Consider the following 21,529-nt stretch of genomic DNA (forward strand, 5'->3'; position numbering starts at 1 on the left):
CGGAGCCCTTGCCCGATCATCGGGTTTTTAGTAATTTGCGCGAAATTTCGCAGGCCCCGCGCACCGGGCGGACAATCGCACGCAGACGCGTCGCCGCCTGACAAACACGGAATCAGTCACTCTGCAAATGCTGAAAAAGATACTGAAATATACGTTCCGGACGCTGCTCGTCATCCTCCTCGTCCTGATACTGGTCCCCGCCCTGCTCTACATCCCGGCCGTTCAGGATTTCGTCCGGAGCAAAGCGGTCGGCTACGCATCCCGGACGCTCGGAATGGACCTGTCGGTGGAGCGTCTGCGGCTCTCCTTCCCGCTGCGGCTGTCCGTGGACAATACGCTGCTGACCGACAAGGGCGACACGCTCCTCTCCTGCGGACACCTTTCGCTGGAGGTCGCCGTGTGGCCCCTGCTCCGCAAAGAGGTCGCCGTGCGGAGTCTCGAACTGGCAAAACTCGCGGCGCATTACGGAGATTCCACGGCAGGCATGGACCTGAAGGTCGCCGCCGGACAGTTCGCCGTGAATGACTGCCGGGTCGGCCTGCCGGCCAAAACGGTCGGCATTTCCCGCATCGCGCTGACGGACGGGGATGTATTTCTGAATACGGCGGAGAGCGCTCCCGCCGAAAAGGCGGACAGCGCCGCGGCCCTGCCGTGGCAGATCGACGTCGGGAAACTGACGGTCGCAAACCTCGTCTTCGGGATGCGGACCGCCCCCGCGGTAACCGACCTCTCCGTCCGGCTGCCGGACGGGGAGGTGGATAGCTGCCGGGTTCTGCTGGACAGCCGGCAGGTATCCGTGAAAAGCATCCTGCTGAACCGGGGCGGATACGCCTACCTGACAGCCCCGGCGGACGCCGGAGAAAAGGCTCCGGACAAGACAGCGACTCAGGGCAAAGCGGCGCACCCCGATAAAACAGCGGCCGCCGATAACGCATCATCACCCCACGACGCAGCGGCCGACGACGGCGAAGCTCCCGCCCTGCCGTGGACCGTCCGGGTCGGCAGCGTCACGCTGAACGACAACAGCCTCGAATACGGAACGCTGCACCACCGCCCCGCGGCGGGATTCGATCCGGCGTTCATCGTCCTCTCGCCGCTCGACCTGTCGGTCGATTCGATCTACAACCGGGGCGCCGACATCGCCCTTCGGATCCGCCGGCTGGCATTCACCGAGCGCAGCGGGTTGTCCGTACGGAATGCCGCCGGGGCGTTCGCAATGGACTCCACCGGCATTTCGCTCTCCGGGTTCGAACTTGCGACGCCGCTTTCCGGCGTCCGGGCCGAGGCGCACGCCGGAGCCGGAATCATGCGAATGGCGCCCGACACCCCGCTGACCGCCGACCTCTCGGCGAGCCTGAATACGGAGGAGATAAAACTGCTCTATCCGCAATTGATTCCCGCCGCGCTGGACGACCGGATCGTCCGGATCAAGCTTTCGGCGGCGGGAACGCTGGGCGACATCAAAAAGGCGGGGCTGGACATCTCGTCGCCCGGACATATCGACCTTGCGGTGAACGGCACCGCGAAAAACCTGCTCGCCCCGGAGCGGCTGGAAGCCGCGGCCCGTTTCGAAGGGGAGTTCCGCGACATGGCTTTTCTGCTGGAGATGCTGCCCGACACGGCCCTGCGGCGGCGCGTGACGATTCCCGAACGGATCACGCTCCGCGGAGCGGCGGACGCGGACCGGGGACTTTACTCGCTCGCTTCGACGCTGAACGCCGACGGCGGCCAGCTGACGCTGAACGGCCGGATCGACCCGGAAAAACAGATATACGATGCGGAAGTCCGATGCGACAGCCTTCCGCTGAACCGGTTCCTTCCGGCCGACTCGCTGGGCGCACTGGATTTCACGCTGACGGCCGGGGGCGCCGGATTCGATCCGTTATTGCCGCAGACACGGGGAAGCGTCCGGATGCGGATCGGCCGCGCGGAGTACCGGAGCCACGATTTCGGCGGAATAGAGCTGGATGCGGACCTCGAAAACCAGCACCTCTCCGGCCGTCTTTCCGACCGTGACGAAGCGCTCCGTCTGCTGCTGTCCGTTTCGGGAACGCTGACGGAGCGGGAACAGCGGATCGGCGTGTCGGGCAATGTCTTCGACTTCGATCTGGCCGACATGGGAATCACCCCGGAGCAGATCGGCGGATCGTTCGCGCTCGACGCCGACGCTTCCGCTTCGGATGCCGGCGGCATGGCCGCACGTCTCACGCTGGACAGCATCGTAATCCGCAGCAAAAACCGCACGGACCGCATCCGCCGGACGAACGTCACGTTCGGCACCGACACCGCAGCCACCCGCGCCGGACTGACCTCCGGCGATCTGACGCTCTCGTTCGCCGCCCCCGAACCGCTCGATTCGCTGACCGCCGCCGCGTCCCGGAGCGCCGGGGTGCTGGCACAGCAGATCCGCTCGCAGCACGTCGATATGGATTCGCTCAAAACGGTCCTGCCCGATTTCGGACTGCGGGTCTCGGCAGGACGCGACAACATCCTCAGCAGTTTCCTGAGAACCAAAAGAATCGCTTTCAGCAACCTCGACATCGCCGGCACGAACTGCGACTCCCTGCCCGTATCGCTCCGGATGCGCGTGGAAAAACTGGCTTACGGCAGCATCGTTCTCGACACCCTGACGGCATCCGCGGTGCAGAACGGGAGCCGGCTGGAATACGCCCTCCGCGTGGCGAACGCCCCCGGAAATCTGGACAACATAGCCCTCGCGGGAGTGTACGGCCACGTCGTACGGAACACGGGAGCGGTGAATTTCTACCAAAAGAACCGCGCAGGCCGGGAAGGATTCCGCTTCGGGGTGGACGCAGCGTGGAACGACAGCCTGATCCGTGCGTCCGTAACGCCCCTCGCCCCGGTATTCGGCTCCGAGCCGTGGACGGTGAATCCCGGCAATTACCTCGTCTACCGGTTCGACGGAAACCTGAGCGCCGACCTCGACATGACTCACGGCGACCAGCGGTTTGCGATCCATACCGTTCCGGAAACCGACTCGCTCCGCGGCATCCGGCTCGACATCGCAGGGCTGAACATCGGCGGAGCGCTGGCGATGCTCCCCTCCGCCCCGCCCGTCGGCGGCGTGCTGGGCGCCGCCGTGACCCTGAACACGGGCGCCGACTCGCTGGCCGTCCGGGGCGACGTTTCAGTCGCCGGACTCTCGTACGACAAGCAGCGCTTCGGGGACGTCGGGCTGGGCGTACGCTATGCACAAGGGCGGGAACAGCAGGCCGACGTGCGGCTCACGCTGGACGGCGCCGACGTCCTGACCGCGCGGGGCGACTACCGCAAAGAGCGGGAAAGCCCGCTCGACCTCACGGCGTCGATCCCCGGATTCCCCCTGCAGCGGGCCGACGTCTTTCTGCCCGCCGACATGCTCCGTCTCTCCGGCATCCTCTCCGGGAAGCTCCACGCGGGCGGAACGCCGCAACGGCTGCAGTTGAACGGCGGTCTGCAGTTCGCACAGACGGAGGTCCGCGTGCCGATGATCGGCACTTCGTTCCGTCTCTCTTCCGACACGATCCGCATCGACGACAGCCGGGTCCTGTTCGACGACTTTGCGGTCACCGCCCCCAACAAAAGCCCGCTGACGATCGGAGGCTACGTCGATCTGACCGACTTCGGCCGCATAACGGCCGACATCGCGCTGCGGGCGTCGGATTTCCAGTTCGTGAACGTGGCCCGGAAGGAGGGAACGGACGTCTACGGGAAAGCCTATCTCGATTTGGACGCGACGGCCAAAGGCCCTCTGGACGAACTCGTCGTCCGCGGCAGCGTCGCACTGCTCAAAAACACCGACATCAACTATGTCATGCAGGACTCGCCGATGGACGTGAAGGAGCGTCCGCAGAACATCGTGACCTTCGTTTCGTTCCGCGACATGGACAACCAAAGCTTCGCCGAGGCCACCCCGACGGTGCGGATCGGCGGTATGGACATCCTCCTGAACGTCGACATCAACGACGACGTCCAAGCCGCCGTGGACCTCTCCGCCGACGGCAGCAACCGGATAGACCTGCAGGGCGGCGGCAACCTGACCTTCACGATGAATCCGCTGGGAGACGTCAGCCTGTCGGGCAAATACGTCCTTTCGGGCGGGACGGTGCGCTACAATCCGCCCGTGATCTCCCAGAAGATATTCAAGATCACGCCGGACAGCTATGTAGACTGGGTCGGAAACGTCGCCGACCCGGCCTTCAACATTACGGCGGTCGAAACCGTCCGGGCCAGCGTCTCCGCGGACGGGCAGGATTCGCGCTCGGTGAATTTCAACATCTCCATCAATATCCGCAATACGCTGAACGACCTCGAAGTCAGCTTCGGACTGTCCGCCCCCGAAGACCTCACGATGCAGAACCAGCTCAATTCGCTGACGGCCGAACAGCGGGCCAATCAGGCGATGAACCTGCTCATCTACAACACCTACACCGGTCCGGGAACGACCGCCAAGGTCAGCACCGAGAACCCGCTCAACTCGTTCATACAGAAAGAGCTGAACCAGTGGGCGCAGAACAACCTGAAGGGCGTGGACCTCAGCTTCGGCATCGACTCCTACGGCGAGGACGACCCGAACGGCCAGCGGACCGATTATTCGTACCGGCTGTCCAAAAGTCTCTTCAGCAACCGCGTGCGCGCCGTCATCGGGGGCAAGTTCAGCACCGACGCCGCCCCGTCGCAGAACCTGAAGGAGAACCTGATCGACGACATTTCGCTCGAATACATGCTGACCAAACGCGACAACATGTATCTGAAGGTCTTCCGCCACACCGGCTACGAAAGCATCCTCGAAGGCGAGATCACCGAGACGGGCGTGGGCTTCGTCATCCGGAAGAAACTGCTCCGGCTGGGCGACCTGTTCAAACCGATGCGTCCCAAAGCGGAAAAGGAAAAACAAAAACGAAACGAGTCCGATGCGCGTCAGAAATAGCTGCATACTCCTCTGCGCCGCACTGCTCGCGGCGGCCTGTTCCACGACCCGGCGTCTGGGAACGGACGAAGTCCTGTACACGGGAGTTAGGAAGATCCGGATCGAACCCGATTCGGGCGTCGTGCTCTCCGCAGCGGCCGAATCGGCCGTGAAGGAGCCGCTCTCCGTGGCCCCGAACAACCCGCTTTACAGCCCCTATCTCCGCACGCCGCTGCCGATCGGCCTTTGGGTCTACAACTACCTCTACACGCCGAAGGAGAAGGGATTCAAATACTGGCTCTACAAGCGGCTGGCCAAACAGCCCGTGCTGATCTCCAAGGTACAGCCCGGACTGCGGACCAAAGTCGCCGAGCAGGTGCTCGAAAACTACGGTTATTTCGGCTCCCAAGCCGAAGACTCCCTGCTCTACCGCAAGCACGGCAGAAAGGCCAAGGTCTATTATACGCTCCGCATCGCGCCGCCGTGGTACTACTCGAACATCTCCTACCCGCAGGCCGGGGGCGGCCTGCAGCCCCTGATCGACAGCATGCGGGCGACCTCCCTGCTGCGGGTCGGGGCGCAGTACAACATGGACTCGCTGACGCTCGAACGCAAGCGCATATCACAGCTGCTGCGCAACAGGGGCTATTATTATTTCCGGCCCGAATACATGGAATACCTCGCCGACACGACCGTCGAACGGCGACGGGTCGACCTGCGGCTGAACCTCAAACCGAACGTCCCGGAGGTGGCCCTCAAACCCTACCGCGTGGGCGACATCACGGTCCGCCTCACCAACATCAAACCCGGTCCGGCCGATACGTTCCGCCTGCGGGACGTGCGGGTCATCGCCCAAAGGCCGATGAAAATACGCCCGAAGATACTCTCTCGGACGCTCTCGCTCGAACCCGGCCAGCTCTTCACCGTGGACGCTCAGAACCGCACGCAGACCGCCCTCAACAAACTGGGCATTTTCCGCTCGGTCAATCTGGGCGTCACGCCGCTCGACTCGCTGCGGGGCGCCGACACGCTGGACGTGGTCATCGACGCCCAGTTCGACTATCCGCTGGAAGCGGCGCTGGAGACCGACGTAACCTCCAAGTCGAACAGCTTCATCGGTCCGGGTATCACCTTCAAGGTCAGCAACAACAACCTCTTCCGGGGCGGCGAGGTGCTCGCCGTGAAGCTGAACGGCTCGTACGAATGGCAGACGGGCAACAAGAACTCCGGGGGCCGTTCGTCGCGGCTCAACTCCTACGAACTGGGGCTGAACGCCAACCTCAACATTCCGCGGCTGCTGCTGCCGTCGTTCGCAACGCGCAGGCTGAGATACCCCGGCAGCACGACGTTCCAGCTGGGCGTGGACCTGATGAACCGCCCCAGCTTCTTCCGGCTGATCGCCTTCAGCGGCTCGGCGGGCTACAATTTCCAGACTTCGCCCTACAGCCGCCATTCGCTGACCGTATTCAAGCTGACCTACAACAAACTGCTGCACACGACCGAAGCTTTCGACAAGACGATGGACGAGAATCCGGCGATCGCCATGAGTTTCCGCAACCAGTTCGTTCCGTCGATCAACTACACCTACACCTTCGACAAAACCTACGGCCGCACCGGCAACCGCCGTTTCTACTGGCAGAACAGCGTCACCTCGGCCGGAAACATCCTTTCGGGCGTCCTGAGCCTGTTCGGCAGCAAACAGCCGCAGCATTTGTTCGGCAACCGCTTCTCGCAGTTCGTCAAGGAGGTGAGCGAAGTGAAGTTCTACCACCGCATCGGACGCCGCAACAACTGGCTGGCCACCCGTTTTCTCGTCGGAGTGGGATACGCCTACGGCAACTCCGAAGTGATGCCCTACAGCGAACAGTTCTATATCGGCGGAGCCAACAGCATCCGGGCCTTCACGATCCGGTCGCTGGGTCCGGGCAGCTACCGCCCGCCCGCAGACGACCGCAACGGCTATCTGGACCAGACCGGCGACTTCAAGCTGGAGGCCAACGTCGAATACCGCTTCGGCATCATGGGACGGCTGAACGGGGCTGTTTTCCTCGACGCGGGCAACATCTGGCTGTTGAAAAAGGACCCCAAGCGTCCCGGCGCCGAACTCAAATGGAAAGGGCTGCTCAACGAAATCGCTCTGGGAACGGGCTTCGGACTGCGTTACGACATCAGCTATCTGGTCATCCGCGCCGATCTCGGAATCGGCCTGCACACGCCCTATCCGAATCCGGACAAAACGGGCTATTACAACATCTCCAGCTTCAAGGACGGACTCGGTTTCCATTTGGCCATCGGCTATCCGTTCTAAATCGGCGACGGGGAGGATTCCCCTCCGAAAACGGCTGCGGATCGGTGCCCGGCAAAACGGCCGGGCCGCCGGAGGGGCCGAATTTATCTTTTCGGCAGCGGAAAATCGCCGATCATTGGTAAATTCTGAAAATAATTATTACCTTTGCGAACCGCAAGGAGAGGTGCAGGAGTGGTTGAACTGGCCCGCCTGGAAAGCGAGTAAACCCCTAAAGGGTTTCAGGGGTTCGAATCCCCTCCTCTCCGCCAGAGGCGTGAAACACGCAAGCCCCGCAAAACCGAAGTCCGCAGAAATAATCTGCGGACTTTTTCTTTTGCCCCGCCATCAGCGGCTCACTCCATTTCGGTCAGATGCTTCCAGTAACGGCGGGGCATCATGCGCCGCTGCTGACACTCGTTGATCCGCTGGGGAATCGCCAGCGCCCGGAAATAATTCTTCCAGAGCAGCTGAAACTGCCGTTCGTCCTCGGCCAGCCAACGGTCGGCGAGCTTGTCGGCGATCATGCCGCGGTCGTCTTCGAGCGTCACCCGGCGCGCCGTCCGCCCGTCGTAATAATATCCGTAATCGCGCCGCCGGTCGTAGATAAGCCACCGCTGGTCGGCGAAACGGTCCGTAAAGTAATCCAGCGACAGCGGCAGGGCGTCGTGTTCGGGAGTGGCTGCGGCAAAATAGGTGCCGTCGGCAGCCTTCTGAAGCCGGACGAACTGCCTGAGCCGCTCGCACTCGTGCGAAACTTTGAGCGCCAGCCGGTGCAGCGCCTTCATGTCGGGATCGGCCTGATCGGCCAGCACGCCTCCGCCCTCGTCGAAAACCCGGCGCATGCAGCGCAGCATCAGCAGATCGCTCCGCTCCTGCTCTCCGTGCCATGCGTAGACGAGCATCGAACGCGCCCGGACGACAAGCCTGCGTTCCAGTCCGCGCCAGACACGGGCGGCGTGCGCCGGATCGGTCGCGACCTCGTGCACGCGCTCCGTAAAAAGCGGTTCCGGCTCTCCGGGACCGATCAGCTGCTCCGGGAACGCCCGCATCGCATAGGCGTCGAACAGCGCCGAGAGCAGCCCGTCGAAAGATTTATCGTAACGAAAAACCAACATCGCATTCAGAAAAGGGTCAGCTGACCTTCGTTTTTATCCGGTTTCTGCCGTTTAGGCGCAGTCAGCAGGCGGCGCACCTGCTCCGGCCGCAGTTCGTTCACCCCCTGCCCCGTGGTCAGCTCGCGGCAGCGGACGAAATACTGCGCCTTCTTCATCACCACGCCGATCTGCCGCAGCGACTGCATGGTCAGCGTGCGGTAACGGCGCGAGCTGACGATCAGCCGCGCCGACTTGACCCCGACGCCCGGCACGCGCAGCAGCGCCTCGTAGTCCGCGCGGTTCACATCGACCGGAAAAAATTCGGGATGCCGCAGCGCCCACGCCAGTTTGGGGTCGATCTCCAGATCAAGCCGGGGCGTCTGCTCGTCGGCGATCTCCTCGGCCCGGAATCCGTAGAACCGCATCAGCCAATCGGCCTGATAAAGCCGGTTTTCGCGCACGAGCGGAGCTTTGTCCAGCGCAGGCAGCCGCTTGTCGTAGGGATTCACCGGAATAAACCCCGAATAGTAGACGCGCTTCATCGTGGGACGGTCGTAGAGCGACGACGAAAGCAGCAGAATGTCGCGGTCGCTCTCGTCGGTGGCCCCGACGATCATCTGCGTGCTCTGCCCCGCAGGGGCGAAACGGGACGCATGGCGGAAACGGCCGCGCTCCTCGGCGCTCTGCAGCACCCCCTGCTGGATGTAACTCATCGGGCGGTAGATGCTTTCATAGTTCTTGTCGGGAGCCAGCAGCAACAGGTTGCGTTCGGTCGGGATTTCAATATTGACGCTCATGCGGTCGGCGTAACGCCCCGCCTCGGCCACCAGTTCGGGACTGGCGCCGGGAATACTTTTCAGGTGGATGTAGCCGTTGAAACGGTGCACCGTCCGCAGGTCGCGCGCCACGCGGACCATCCTTTCCATGGTATAGTCGGGGTTGCGGACGACGCCCGACGAGAGAAACAGTCCTTCGATGTAGTTGCGCCGGTAGAACTCGATGGTCAGCTCGGTCAGCTCGTCCGGCGTGAAAGCCGCCCGCCGAATGTCGTTGCTGCGCCGGTTGATGCAGTAGGCGCAGTCGTAAATGCAGACGTTGGTGAGCATGATTTTCAGCAGCGAGACGCAGCGGCCGTCGGCCGTGAAAGAGTGACATATGCCCCACCCCGCCGTGCTGCCGACACCGCCCGCGCGATGCCGGCGCGTAACGCCGCTCGACGCGCACGAGACGTCGTATTTGGCCGATTCGGCCAGCACCTTGAGTTTTTCGAGCACGGTCTCTTTCATGGCGGCAAGTTATCGTTTTTTTCCATAAAACCGCCCCCCTCCGGCCGATATTTTTTCGGGCTTTTCCGCACCCCGCTGTATGCGTGGACAATAGCGCGGAAGCACCCCGGACGAAGTCCGTGCGACAAAAAAAGGGAGCCAAGCTCCCTTCGTACATATCCGCGACGCACTCAATCCGGCGCACCGCGTCCGGCCGCGCTCCGCTACCGGATAAAATGCGTCCACTGCCGCTCCTCGGCTTCGGGCGTCAGCGCCGGACCGACGCCCGCCTTCAGCAGGCGGGCCATGTTGCGGGCCAATACGCGCATCGTCTGCAGCCCCTCGGCGTCCTCGCGGGCTTCGCCCGGCAGACGTCCGTGGACGCTGTTCCAATACTGCGACGGAACGACCGGCATGTTCATAATCGTAAAGTATTTGTTCAGCCGGTCGAACGTCGCGCTCGCCCCGCCCCGGCGGCATACGGCGACCGCTGCGCCGGGCTTGTAGGCGAGATATTTCCCGCAGGAATAGAACACACGGTCGAGCAGGGCGCAGAGCGACCCGTTGGGACCGGCATAGTAGACCGGCGAACCGACGACGATTCCGTCGGCATCGGCGAGTTTCTCCCGCACCGTCGTATAGAGCGCGTCCGAAAAGACGCAATGCCCCAGCTCGGCGCATTTTCCGCAGGCGATACATCCCTGCACGGCCTTGGTCCCGATATGGACGATCTCGGCCTGCACGCCCTCCGACTCCAAGGTCCGTGCGACCTCGGAAAGGGCTATAAAAGTGTTTCCCTCGCGATGGGGGCTTCCGTTTATCAGCAGTACTTTCATCGTAAAAGAGTTTTCGCAAAGATATATTTTTTAGCGATAAGCCGCACATTCCGCGCCGGAGAACTCCGCACCGCCCCCGCAACCGGAAATCCGGGCATAAAAAAAGGGGATTCTTTCGAATCTCCTTCACTCTCATGCCTGACAAGAACTATTTGTTGCAGCACTCGCCCTCGGCTTTCTCGGCGCAGTCTTTGGTCGAATCGCACTTCTCGGCGCAGCAAGCCTCCGTCGAGTCGCACTTCTCGGTGCACTCCGTGCAGGCAGCGGCTTCGGTCGTAGCGGCAGCGGCGGCAGCTTCGCCTTCGGCAGCCTTTTTGTTCGAATTACCGCAGCAGCTTACCATTGCGACGGCAGCCATAACGACAACAAAAGAGAAAATCTTTTTCATAACGTCAAATGTTTAATTATTAGTTTTTCTGTAACGCCGCAAAGTTAGATATTAGCAGGATAAATGCAAATAAAAAACTAAAAAACTTTCGAAAAGGGAAGTTTTTCAGTTCAAAAGGTCGGCAATGGAGAGGGTTTCGTTCTTGACGAAAGCCTTGGGGAAAGCAGACGACACCCTGCCCTTGAGAATGATGGCCTCTTCCGTGGTGAGACAGTCCCCGACCGCGACCTTGAAATAGGGATTCTCGTAGACCATGTAGACCTTGATTCCCGGATAGTTCTCCTCGAAAAGCTTCTTGGCGGCGATAGCCCCGGCGCGGGCGTCCTGCCCGTTGTCGAAGAAGATGCAGACCCGGTAGCCGGGGAAACGCAGGCGCACGCCCGTCCGCGAAGCTTCATTCACGGCCCGCGCCGCATCCCCGTACTCCGTAACGGTGACCTTTGCCGTGCCGAATGCGGCGTCGGATGCCACGGGAGCAGCCAGCCGCTCCTTGAACGCATCCAACGACTGCGCGCGCAGGGGCGTGTAAGCCGCGGCGGCAAAAAGAATCAGCAGGATGGTCAGCGATCTGCGCATTACTCTTCCAGATAGTTTTTCACGTCGTTCAACGACAGCCCAAAGATATTCAAAAATTCCGACAACGGCATCATCTCCCGCGAAATTTTTACGCGCGCGGGACCGCCGCGCCCCTCTATGGCGAACGAGACGCCGATCTTCGAAATATCGTCCTCCCGGATCTTCTTGGTCATCACATGGAGCGCCATCGGGTCGGAAGTCCGGATCCGCCACAACGTCGTGACGCTCGCCGTCGCACGACGGGGCGCCTCGGCCGGCTCGCGCAGAGCGACCTTCGTCACGACTCCTCCCGCATAGTAAACGGTAAGCGACGCCTTCTCCAGTTTCAACTTGTGCCCCGTGCCGTTCTTTATGCGCAATACGATCTCGGCCCCCGACAACCCCTGCCGCCGGGCCTTCTCGACCGCTTCGAGCCGGATGTTTCGCTGCGCCTTCTCGGCCATCCGGCGGCAGGAGCCCAACGGCAATACGACCCACAGCAGCAGTATGCAGAACAGCATGCGCCCCAAAGTCCTGCCGCCGCGCCCGGCGCCGCCCGAAACGCCATCCGCGGCACCGGACCGGAAGCAAAGCCTATTCCCCGGCCCGTCCCCGCCCGCCGCAGCGGGACGGCAGCCGCCCCTTCCCGCCGACGCGTCCTCTTCCGAAGAGCGAATCCGGCGGCAGAAGCGGTTATCCGAAGGCGCACTGCCCGGTCGTATGCGTTTTGCGTTCATCGTCACTTTTGTCCGGTGTAAATCTGCGCGATCCCGAAACTCTGGCTCCGGGCGCGGCACTCCCTGAACCCCGCGCGCTCCATCATCGCCATGAACTCCTTCGGTGCCGGAAACTCCCCGACCGACGCCGGGAGGTATTCGTAAGCCCGCTTGTCCTTCGACACCATGCCGCCGATGCGGGGCAGTATCTTATAGGTATAGAATTCGTACAACGCCCTGAACAGCCGGTTGCGGGGCCGCGAGAACTCCAGTACAACGACCTTGCCGCCCGGCTTTATCGTGCGGGCCATTTCGCGCAGCCCCGCATCCAGATCCCCGAAGTTGCGCACGCCGAAAGCCACCGTCGCCACATCCACCGATGCGTCGGCCACATGCAGGTGTTCGGCATCCCCCGCGTCGAGCACGACGCGCCCGTCAAGCCCCCGCGCCGTCACCTTGCGGCGCGCCACGTCGAGCATCCCCTCCGAAAGGTCCACGCCCAGCACCTGTACGCCGCGGATGCGGCGCGCCATCTCGATCGCCAGATCGCCCGTGCCGGTCGCCACGTCGAGTATCCGGTGCGGACGGCAGCGGCGCACGATGCGCACCACGCGGCGGCGCCAGATGCGGTCGATGCTCATCGAGAGCGTATGGTTCAGCAGGTCGTACTTCGGCGCGATGTTGTCGAACATCTCGCGGACCTCCTCTTTCTTGGTCTGTTCGGTATTGTACGGTTTCATTCGTATCGGATCGATTCGTCGGGTTTTACGGTAGATACTATGCAGGCCGGCACCACGAGCAGCGCGACGATCGCCGCCACGACGCCGGCGTTGAGCGCCAGCCACCAGCCCCACCCCAGCGCGACGGGCACTTCGGAGAGCAGGTAGCCCTCGGAGCTGAGTTTCACGACATGGAAATATTTCTGCACGAGACACACGGCCAGCCCCGCGGCGTTGCCCCACGCCAGTCCGCGCAGCGTGACGAACGCCGCCCGCCAGAGAAACACCTCCCGCAGTGTAGCGTTGCGCATGCCGAACGCCTTCAGCAGGCCGATCATCCGCGTACGTTCCAGCACGAGGATCAGCAGCGCCGAAGTCATGTTGAAAAACGCCACCACGAGCATGATGCCGATAATCACCGCGGCATTCACGTCATGGGCCTTCAGCCAGTCGAAAATATTGGGATAAAGCTCCGTCACGCTGCTCACGGCGAGGTTCGCCGTGTCGTCGGCATCGTCGTAGAGCAGGGCCCGTCCGAGCCTGCGGGCGAAATCGTCGGCTCCGGCCAAGTCCGAGGTGAAAATCTCGTAGCCCGATATCTCGCCGTCCGCCCAGTCCGCCAGCCGCTGCACGTTGCGCAGGTCGGTCATGATCACCGCATCGTCCATTTCGTCCATTCCCGACGAGTAGATTCCCGCCACCTTGAAACGGTCGCGCCGGGGCCTGTCTCCGGTCTCGACGAAGAGCATTTCGACCTTGTCGCCCACGCCGAGCATCAGTTTTTCGGCCATGCCGCGCGACAGCAGTATATCTTTCGTACGCACCGAATCGCCCACACGGGGCAGCTCACCCTCCACCAGCCACTGGCCGAACGAGGACCAGTCGTAATCCCCGTCCACGCCCTTGAGCATCACCCCCTGCACGGCATCCGCCGTGCGTACGATACCGCCCTTGACGGCATAGGGGGCCAGCGACACGAATCCTTCGGTGGTGCGGATCAGCTCCTCGGCGCGGGCACTGCGGCGCACGGGGGCCGAATCGAGCGTCCCCACGCCCCGCACGCCGTTCACCACGGCATGGCCCGAAAAGGCGGCCACCTTGCGGGACACCTCCTGCTTGAAACCCATGATCACGGCCATCGCCAGCAGCATCACTGCGACGCTCAACGCCACGGAAATCACGGCGATACGCTCCATCACACCGGGTTTGTTCTCCGGGGTGCGCTGCGCCGTCCGGCGGGCGATGAAAAAGGCGAGATTCACGGCTGCTTAATTTGCTGGAAAATTTATGCAAAGTAACACAATAATTTCGTATTTTTGCCCATCATAAACCCACTTTATGAAAAAACAGGCACTGATCACGGGAGCCACATCGGGCATCGGACGCGCCACGGCGCTCCGGCTCGCGGCCGAAGGATACGACATAACGGCGACGGGACGCCGCGCCGAACGGCTCGAAACGCTCCGCCGCGAAATCGAAGCGGCGGGCGGCCGCTGCACCGCGCTCGTCTTCGACGTGCGCAGCGAAGCGGAGGTCCGCAAATTCCTAAGCCCCCTCGAACGGGTGGACCTGCTCATCAACAACGCCGGACTGGCTGCCGGGCTGGAACACATCGACCAAGGCGACACGGCCGACTGGGACGCCATGATCGACACCAACGTCAAGGGACTGCTCTACGTCACGCGGGTCGTCACGCCCAAAATGGTCGCCGCGGGCGGCGGCCACGTATTCAACATCGGCTCGATCGCCGGCACCGAAGCCTACGAAAACGGCGCGGTCTACTGCGCCTCGAAACACGCCGTGCACGCCATTTCGCAGTCCATGCGCGCCGACCTGCTGTCAAGCGGAATCAAGGTGACGGAGATCCGCCCCGGCATGGTCGAGACCGAATTTTCCGAGGTGCGCTTCCACGGCGACAAGGAGCGCGCCGACCGGGTTTACGACGGCGTCACCCCGCTTACGGGCGACGACATCGCCGAAGCGATCGCGTGGGCCGCACAATTACCGGCCCATATGAACGTTAATGAAATGGTACTGATGCCCTCCCAGCAGGCGGGCGCTTACTACACATACAGAAAAAACCGTTAGACTATGACACACATGCTTTTGACCCTGCTTCAGTCGGGATATTACGCGGATTCGGGTTCTCAGGGAATCCACTACTCCGCAGCCATGATCGGAATGTACATACTGATCATCGTGATCGGCATCGCCGGTTACGCCGTGCAGGCGCGCCTGCAGTCGGTGTTCCGCAAATACTCCAAAGTCCAGTTCCCCGGCGGGCTGACGGGCGCCGAAGTGGCCGAAAAGATGCTGCGCGACAACCACATCCACAACGTCAAGGTGACGCATGTCAGCGGCCACCTGACCGACCACTTCAACCCGCAGACGATGACCGTCAACCTGAGCGACAGCGTCTACTCTTCGACCAGCGTCGCCGCGGCCGCCGTCGCCGCCCACGAGTGCGGGCACGCCGTGCAGCACGCACAAGGCTACGCGCCGCTGACGCTCCGCTCGCAACTGGTGCCCGTCGTGCAGTTCTCCTCGACGGCCGCCACATGGGTCATCATCCTCGGACTGGTGCTCATGACCACCACGCAGAACGCCCTGCTGTGCTGGATCGGCGTGGGCATGATCGCCATGTCGGCGATCTTCTCGCTGGTCACGCTGCCCGTGGAGTACAACGCCTCGGCCCGCGCGCTGGAGTGGCTGCAGGTCAGCCGCACGATGCAGGGAGCGCAGCTCGCTCAGGCGAAAGAGGCGCTGGGCTGGGCCGCACGCACCTATCTCGTAGCGGCACTGAGCGCCGTCGCGTCGGTTCTCTACTGGGTCTTCGTAATCCTCGGACGGCGCGACTGATTCCCGGATGAACACCCCCGAAAAAGACTGCATCCACCGGGGATGGATCGCGGCGCTGGCGCTGATCGCAGTGCTGACGGCCGTCAGTTTCATCCCCCCTCAGAGTCTGGGCGGCGTAAAACTCCGCCGGGCCAATATCCTCTCGGACCTCGTGGCGTTCGACGACGCGGTCGCCGTAGCCGAGGAGCCTGCGCTCTTCGACGAGGAGGATTTTCACGTCGATATGGAGCAGGTCGCCGAACGGATCGAAGCCGAGCGGATCGAAGCCAATTCCGCACCGCGCCCCGTACAGATCACCTTCGAATGGGCGCTCGCCCCGGACAGCGTCCGGCGCATGCCGGTCGTCCCCGACAGCGTCCGGCTGAACCCGACGCTGGTGGAGATCGAGGATTTCGGCACGCCCGATTCGAGCCGTCTGCAGGCTTTCTACGACACGCTGCTCTGCGCCCGGCGTCCGGTGCGCATCGCCGTGCTGGGCGACTCGTTCATCGAAGGCGACATCCTCACGGCGGACCTGCGTGAAAGGCTTCAGCAGGCTTACGGCGGCGGAGGCGCGGGCTTCGCGCCGATGGCCTCGCCCCTGACGGCGTTCCGCCGCACGATCAAAACCCAGTCGAAAGGCTGGACTTCCTACAACATCATGCAGCGCAAGGCCGCGCCGCAGAACCTGCGCGAGAACTTCTACATTTCGGGCTGGGTCTGCCAGCCTGCGGCCGGAGCTTCGACCCGCTGGGAAAACAGCGACTACCGCAAGCGGCTCGACAGCTGCACCGCGGCGCGGGTCTTCTTCATCAGCCCCGGCGAAAGCCGCGTGGAGCTGACGCTCAACGACTCGCTGCGCCGTGAATTCACGGTCGAAAGCGCCCCGAACATACGCCAGATCGCCGTCACGGCTCCCCACGTCCGCTCGCTCTCGTTCAAGGTGCTCTCCGGCAACGAGGGATTCATCGGCTACGGCGCGGTGTTCGAAGCCGACGGCGTGGTGGTGGACAACTACTCGGTGCGCAGCAACAACGGGCAGGCGATGTTCTGGACCAACCCGTCGGTCAATGCGCAGATGAACGCCCTGCTGGGGTACGACCTCGTGATACTGCAATACGGACTCAACATCATGCAGACGGGCGTGAGCAACTACACCAACTACGCCGGCCAGATCGAGAAGATGGTGGCTTACGTCCGCCAGTGCTTCCCGACCGCCGCCGTGCTGGTGCTGGGCGTCAGCGACCGTTCGGTGAAGACCGACGCCGGTTTCGAACCGATGGACGCCATTCCCCACATGCTCGGCTACCAGCGGGGCGCCGCCGAAAACACCGGAGCGGCCTTCTGGCCCACCTGCGACGCCATGCGTTCGCTGGGCGGCATGGAGCAGTTCGTCGCCAACGGCTGGGCCGGCAAGGACTTCACGCACATCAACTATGCCGGCGGCCGGCGCGTGGCGTGGTCGCTCTTCGACGCCCTCAACGCTGGGGCGAACCGGGCCTATACGGAAGCGGAAGCCGCACGCATCCGCCGGCAGGCCGAGCAGGCCGTGCTCGACAGCCTGCGGCGCCGGCGGATCGAACGCGACCTGATCCCCGGCATTCCGCCGGAAACCCTCAACGCACCGCTGAAATGACACTCCCCGCATTGGACGGCATCCCGGAAAAGCTGCAGGCGCTGCTCACGTACGACGCCTCGTCGCCGCTGATCTTCAGCAGCGGGCTGTTCCTGTTTCTGTTCGCCGGATTCATGCTCGTCTACAGCATGTTCCGCCGCGCCCCGATGGCCCGGATCGTCTACGTCATCCTCTTTTCGCTCTACTTCTACTACAAGTCGAGCGGCATCTACTTCCTGCTGCTGATCTTCGCCGCGACGAGCGACTACTGGATCGCCAAGGGCATCCATGCCGCCCGCTCGACGCGGGCAAAGCGGTGGCTCGTGGTGCTGAGCGTGGCGGTGAACCTCGGCATGCTGGCCTACTTCAAGTACACCAACTTCCTGATCGACATCGCCAACCAGATGTTCGGGCAGGGATTCATGCAGTTCCAGAACATCTTCCTGCCCGTCGGCATCTCGTTCTTCGTCTTCCAGTCGATGAGCTATACCATAGACATTTACCGCGGTCAGCTCAAGCCGCTCGACAACTGGTGCGACTACCTGTTCTACCTCTCGTTCTTCCCGCAGCTGGTGGCCGGGCCGATCGTCCGCGCAAGGGACTTCATCCCGCAAATCCGGCAGAACCCCATCGTCGTGACGCGCGAAATGTTCGGCACGGGCGTCTTCCTGATCCTGACGGGTCTGTTCAAGAAGGCGATCATTTCGGACTACATCTCGCTCAACTTCGTCGACCGCATCTTCGACGAGCCGCTGCTCTATTCGGGCTTCGAATGTCTGGCGGGCATCTACGGCTACGCCCTGCAAATCTACTGCGACTTCTCAGGCTATTCGGACATGGCCATCGGCATCGCCCTGCTGCTGGGATTCCGGTTCCCCAAGAACTTCGACGCCCCCTACAAGTCGGCCACCATCACCGAATTCTGGCGGCGGTGGCATATCTCGCTCTCCACATGGCTGCGCGACTACCTCTACATTTCGCTGGGCGGCAACCGCAAAGGCAAACTGCGCACCTACGGCAACCTGCTCATCACGATGCTGCTGGGCGGACTGTGGCACGGCGCCGCCGTCCGCTTCATCCTCTGGGGCGCGCTGCACGGCGCGGCGCTGGCGCTGCACAAGCTCTGGATGGCGGTCGTGCCGGGCGCCAAGGCCACGGGCGACCGGATGCACTGGTGGAGCCGCGCGGCCGGCATCTTCTTCACGTTCAACCTCGTCTGTCTGGGGTGGCTGATGTTCCGCGCCGAGTCGATGCAGACCGTCGAGCTGATGCTTCACCAGATTTTCTACAACTTCAACGCCGCGATGATCCCGCAGGTCGTCTCCGGCTATGCGGGCGCCTTCGCCCTGATCGCCGCAGGCTTCCTGCTCCACCTGATGCCCGGACGCGCGGACCGCTTCGCGCAGCGGCTGGTGTCGCACGCACCGCTGGTCCTGCAGATCGTCATGGCGGCGGCGATGATCTGGTGCGTGATGCAGGTCAAGTCGAGCGACATACAACCGTTCATCTACTTTCAGTTTTAAACTGCGTATGACGGCCGCCTTGCATCCCGGCATGTTCCTCCCACGGCCGGCAGCCGTATCTGCAAGTCCGGCCCCGCTCCCCGGAAAGACTTCCGGCAATGCGCCTAAAACGGCTTGCGACCATTTACGACAAATCCATTGCCCCATGTATACCTTCGACCACGACCTTTTTTCGGCCCTCAATTTCGACGGCGGCACCGCCTTGGACCGCGTGATGCTCACCGTTTCGGGCACCGCCATGTGGCTCCCGCTCTACGCCCTGATCCTCTGGCTGGTATGGCGGCGCAGCGGCTGGCGCGGCATGCTGATCTTCACGGTGCTGATGCTGGCGGCGATCGGACTCGCGGACATGGTGTCGGGCATCTTCAAGAGCAACGGAGTGCTGGGCGGCCTGCTCCCTGATTTCGAACCGCGCCCGCGCCCGATGTTCACCCCCTCGCTCGAAGGGCTGGACATCACGCCCGATTCGCTGCGCGTCATGCGCCGCGAGGCAGTCCCCCACCACTGGGCGGTCCACGTCCCGCCCGAAGCCGTCAGCGGCATGTACGGCACCGTCTCGGCCCACGCCGCGACCATCGTCGCGCTGGCCGTACTCGCCTGCGGCGCAATCCGCCGCCGCTGGTTCACGGGGCTGATGGTCGTCTGCTCGGTGGTGATCTGCTACTCGCGCATCTACCTCGGCAAACACTTTCCGATGGACCTCGTATGGGGCACGCTGGTCGGCGCCGCGCTCGGATACGCCGCACTGCGGGCCTACCGCCGTCTGATCCGCCGGGATTCCGCCGCCGGCTGACACATCCCGGAAGACTGGCCTCCGGACGACGCATCCCAATGCCCCCGGACAATAGCTTCCGCCCCGGACAACTCGCCCGGATAACTCGCCCGGACGACGCTTCCCGGACAATACGGCGAGCCGCAAAAAATGCGGCTCTTTTTCATTCCGTGCCGCGCCCGGTTCGTATTTCGGCAGAATTTATTAACTTTGCACGGTTAATAGTCAAAACATTCAAAAACATACGATATGAGCATCGAACTCAGTGAACAGGAACAGCTCCGGAGACAGTCGCTCGCAGCCCTGCGCGAGCTGGGCATCGACCCCTACCCCGCCGCCCGTTACGAAGTGACGGCCACGGCGCGGGAGATCGCCGAAAACTTCGACGAGACCAAGGGCAACTACGGGGACGTCCGCATCGCAGGCCGCATCATGACGCGCCGCATCATGGGCAGCGCTTCGTTCTTCGAATTGCAGGACCACACGGGCCGCATTCAGGTCTACATCCGCCGCGACGACATCTGCCCCGAAGGCGATCCCACGCTGTATAACACGGTGTTCAAGAAACTGCTCGACATCGGCGACTTCATCGGCGTCGAAGGCTTCGCGTTCCATACCAATACGGGCGAGCTGTCGGTGCACTGCCGCAAGTTCACGGTGCTCTCGAAGTCGATCCGCCCGCTGCCCGTGGTCAAGGAGAAGGACGGCCAGACGTTCGACGCCTTCACCGATCCCGAAGTCCGCTACCGCCAGCGTTACGTCGATCTGGCGGTCAATCCGCAGGTGCGCGAGGTCTTCGTCAAGCGCGCCAAAATCATCTCGACCATGCGCGAGTTCTTCAACTCGAAAGGCTACGTCGAGGTCGAAACCCCGATTCTCCAGCCTATTCCGGGCGGCGCCGCGGCACGTCCGTTCATCACGCACCACAATGCGCTCGACATCGACCAGTACCTGCGCATCGCCAGCGAGCTGTACCTCAAGAAACTGATCGTCGGCGGATTCGACGGCGTCTACGAGTTCGGCAAGAACTTCCGCAACGAAGGCATGGACCGCACGCACAACCCCGAATTCACCGTCATGGAGATTTACGTGGCCTACAAGGACTACCTCTGGATGATGGAATTCACCGAGCAGATGCTCGAAAAAGTCGCCGTGGCCGTAAACGGCACGACGGAGGTGACGCTCGACGGCAAGCAGATTTCGTTCAAAGCGCCGTTCCGCCGCCTGTCGATGACCGACGCCATCCGCGAAAAGACCGGCTACGACATCACCGGCCAGAGCGAAGAGCAGCTGCGCGAAGCCTGCAAGCGTCTGAACGTCGAGACCGACGCGACGATGGGCAAGGGCAAGCTGATCGACGCCATCTTCGGCCAGTACTGCGAGGAGGAGCTTGTCCAGCCGACGTTCGTCACGGACTACCCGATCGAAATGTCGCCCCTGTGCAAGCGTCACCGCTCGAACCCCGAACTGACGGAGCGTTTCGAGCTTTTCGTCAACGGCAAGGAGCTTTGCAACGCCTACTCCGAGCTGAACGACCCGATCGACCAGCTGGAGCGCTTCCAAGAGCAACTCCAGCTGAGCGAAAAGGGCGACGACGAAGCGATGTTCATCGACATGGACTTCGTGCGCGCACTGGAATACGGCATGCCGTCGTGTTCGGGCATGGGCATCGGCATCGACCGTCTGACGATGTTCATGACCGATCAGGCTTCGATTCAGGACGTGCTGTTCTTCCCGCAGATGCGCCCCGAAAAGAAAGCCGTGAGCGATCCGGTGGAGAAATACACCGAGATCGGCGTTCCCGAAGAGTGGGTGCCCGTGATCCAGAAAATGGGCTACATCACGGTCGAAGCGCTGAAAAAGCTCGCTCCGGGCAAGTTCTTCAACGACTTGTGCGGTTTCAACAAGAAAAACAAACTCGGCCTGAAGGCACCCTCGATCGAAGAGGTCAAAAAATGGTGCGAGGAATAATTCCGCTTGGAAAATTTATTTTACTTATAAAAACAAACCGA

The 21,529-nt window shown here is 62.4% G+C and carries 16 protein-coding genes and 1 tRNA gene; 9 read left to right on the forward strand and 8 right to left on the reverse strand.

The annotated features are described in order from the left end of the window. Positions 1-127 precede the first annotated feature (127 nt). The 3 genes from HMPREF9720_RS05365 (at position 128) to HMPREF9720_RS05375 (ending at position 7,465) form a co-directional block, all read left to right on the forward strand. Complete coding sequence (locus HMPREF9720_RS05365; protein ID WP_009597198.1) at positions 128-4,930, forward strand: translocation/assembly module TamB domain-containing protein; 4,803 nt, start codon at positions 128-130, stop codon at positions 4,928-4,930. Then, positions 4,914-7,217 carry a translocation and assembly module lipoprotein TamL gene (gene tamL, locus HMPREF9720_RS05370; protein WP_009597192.1) on the forward strand — a complete coding sequence of 768 codons (2,304 nt, stop codon included), beginning with the start codon at positions 4,914-4,916 and terminating at the stop codon, positions 7,215-7,217. Before HMPREF9720_RS05365 ends, tamL begins: the two co-directional genes overlap by 17 nt. 157 nt (positions 7,218-7,374) lie before the next feature. Further along, positions 7,375-7,465, forward strand: a tRNA-Ser gene (locus HMPREF9720_RS05375). A gap of 84 nt (positions 7,466-7,549) precedes the next feature. On the opposite strand, the gene HMPREF9720_RS05380 is transcribed toward HMPREF9720_RS05375, so the two are convergent. The 8 genes from HMPREF9720_RS05380 to HMPREF9720_RS05415 form a co-directional block, all read right to left on the reverse strand. After that, positions 7,550-8,311 carry a TIGR03915 family putative DNA repair protein gene (locus tag HMPREF9720_RS05380; protein WP_009597221.1) on the reverse strand — a complete coding sequence of 254 codons (762 nt, stop codon included), beginning with the start codon at positions 8,309-8,311 and terminating at the stop codon, positions 7,550-7,552. 5 nt (positions 8,312-8,316) lie between these two features. Next, positions 8,317-9,576 (reverse strand): putative DNA modification/repair radical SAM protein, encoded by a 1,260-nt coding sequence (locus tag HMPREF9720_RS05385; protein ID WP_009597206.1) that lies wholly within the window; start codon positions 9,574-9,576, stop codon positions 8,317-8,319. Between the two features lie 203 nt (positions 9,577-9,779). After that, a complete protein-coding gene (locus tag HMPREF9720_RS05390) occupies positions 9,780-10,391 on the reverse strand; it encodes a flavodoxin family protein (RefSeq protein WP_009597241.1) in 612 nt (203 codons plus the stop codon). A 148-nt stretch (positions 10,392-10,539) separates the two neighbouring features. After that, complete coding sequence (locus HMPREF9720_RS05395) at positions 10,540-10,779, reverse strand: hypothetical protein (protein ID WP_009597244.1); 240 nt, start codon at positions 10,777-10,779, stop codon at positions 10,540-10,542. 105 nt (positions 10,780-10,884) lie between these two features. After that, positions 10,885-11,355: a hypothetical protein gene (locus tag HMPREF9720_RS05400; RefSeq protein WP_009597186.1), complete on the reverse strand. Its 471-nt coding sequence runs from the start codon at positions 11,353-11,355 to the stop codon at positions 10,885-10,887. Further along, positions 11,355-11,855 carry a hypothetical protein gene (locus tag HMPREF9720_RS05405; RefSeq protein WP_244990004.1) on the reverse strand — a complete coding sequence of 167 codons (501 nt, stop codon included), beginning with the start codon at positions 11,853-11,855 and terminating at the stop codon, positions 11,355-11,357. The genes HMPREF9720_RS05400 and HMPREF9720_RS05405 overlap by 1 nt, the downstream gene beginning before the upstream one ends. Positions 11,856-12,073: 218 nt before the next feature. Beyond that, positions 12,074-12,790 (reverse strand): bifunctional demethylmenaquinone methyltransferase/2-methoxy-6-polyprenyl-1,4-benzoquinol methylase UbiE, encoded by a 717-nt coding sequence (gene ubiE, locus HMPREF9720_RS05410; protein WP_009597205.1) that lies wholly within the window; start codon positions 12,788-12,790, stop codon positions 12,074-12,076. Further along, entirely contained in the window at positions 12,787-14,031 is a 1,245-nt protein-coding gene (locus tag HMPREF9720_RS05415) for an ABC transporter permease (RefSeq protein ID WP_009597211.1), read from the reverse strand. Before HMPREF9720_RS05415 ends, ubiE begins: the two co-directional genes overlap by 4 nt. A gap of 76 nt (positions 14,032-14,107) precedes the next feature. On the opposite strand from HMPREF9720_RS05415, the gene HMPREF9720_RS05420 reads away from it, so the two are divergent. From HMPREF9720_RS05420 to lysS, 6 genes are all read left to right on the forward strand, one after another. Further along, complete coding sequence (locus HMPREF9720_RS05420) at positions 14,108-14,857, forward strand: SDR family NAD(P)-dependent oxidoreductase (protein ID WP_009597204.1); 750 nt, start codon at positions 14,108-14,110, stop codon at positions 14,855-14,857. 3 nt (positions 14,858-14,860) lie between these two features. Beyond that, on the forward strand, positions 14,861-15,628 hold the full coding sequence (locus HMPREF9720_RS05425; RefSeq protein ID WP_009597197.1) for a zinc metallopeptidase: 768 nt from the start codon (positions 14,861-14,863) through the stop codon (positions 15,626-15,628). Positions 15,629-15,635: 7 nt separating this feature from the next. Continuing rightward, positions 15,636-17,243: a hypothetical protein gene (locus HMPREF9720_RS05430; RefSeq protein ID WP_009597234.1), complete on the forward strand. Its 1,608-nt coding sequence runs from the start codon at positions 15,636-15,638 to the stop codon at positions 17,241-17,243. After that, positions 17,240-18,745, forward strand: coding sequence for an MBOAT family O-acyltransferase (locus tag HMPREF9720_RS05435; RefSeq protein ID WP_014775507.1), 1,506 nt, complete (start codon positions 17,240-17,242; stop codon positions 18,743-18,745). The genes HMPREF9720_RS05430 and HMPREF9720_RS05435 overlap by 4 nt, the downstream gene beginning before the upstream one ends. Positions 18,746-18,890: 145 nt before the next feature. Then, positions 18,891-19,538: a phosphatase PAP2 family protein gene (locus HMPREF9720_RS05440; protein WP_009597213.1), complete on the forward strand. Its 648-nt coding sequence runs from the start codon at positions 18,891-18,893 to the stop codon at positions 19,536-19,538. Positions 19,539-19,766: 228 nt separating this feature from the next. Beyond that, a complete protein-coding gene (lysS, locus tag HMPREF9720_RS05445) occupies positions 19,767-21,488 on the forward strand; it encodes a lysine--tRNA ligase (RefSeq protein WP_009597214.1) in 1,722 nt (573 codons plus the stop codon). Positions 21,489-21,529: the final 41 nt, after the last annotated feature.

This window comes from Alistipes sp. HGB5 (genome assembly GCF_000183485.2).
In the GTDB taxonomy this organism is placed as follows: domain Bacteria; phylum Bacteroidota; class Bacteroidia; order Bacteroidales; family Rikenellaceae; genus Alistipes; species Alistipes finegoldii.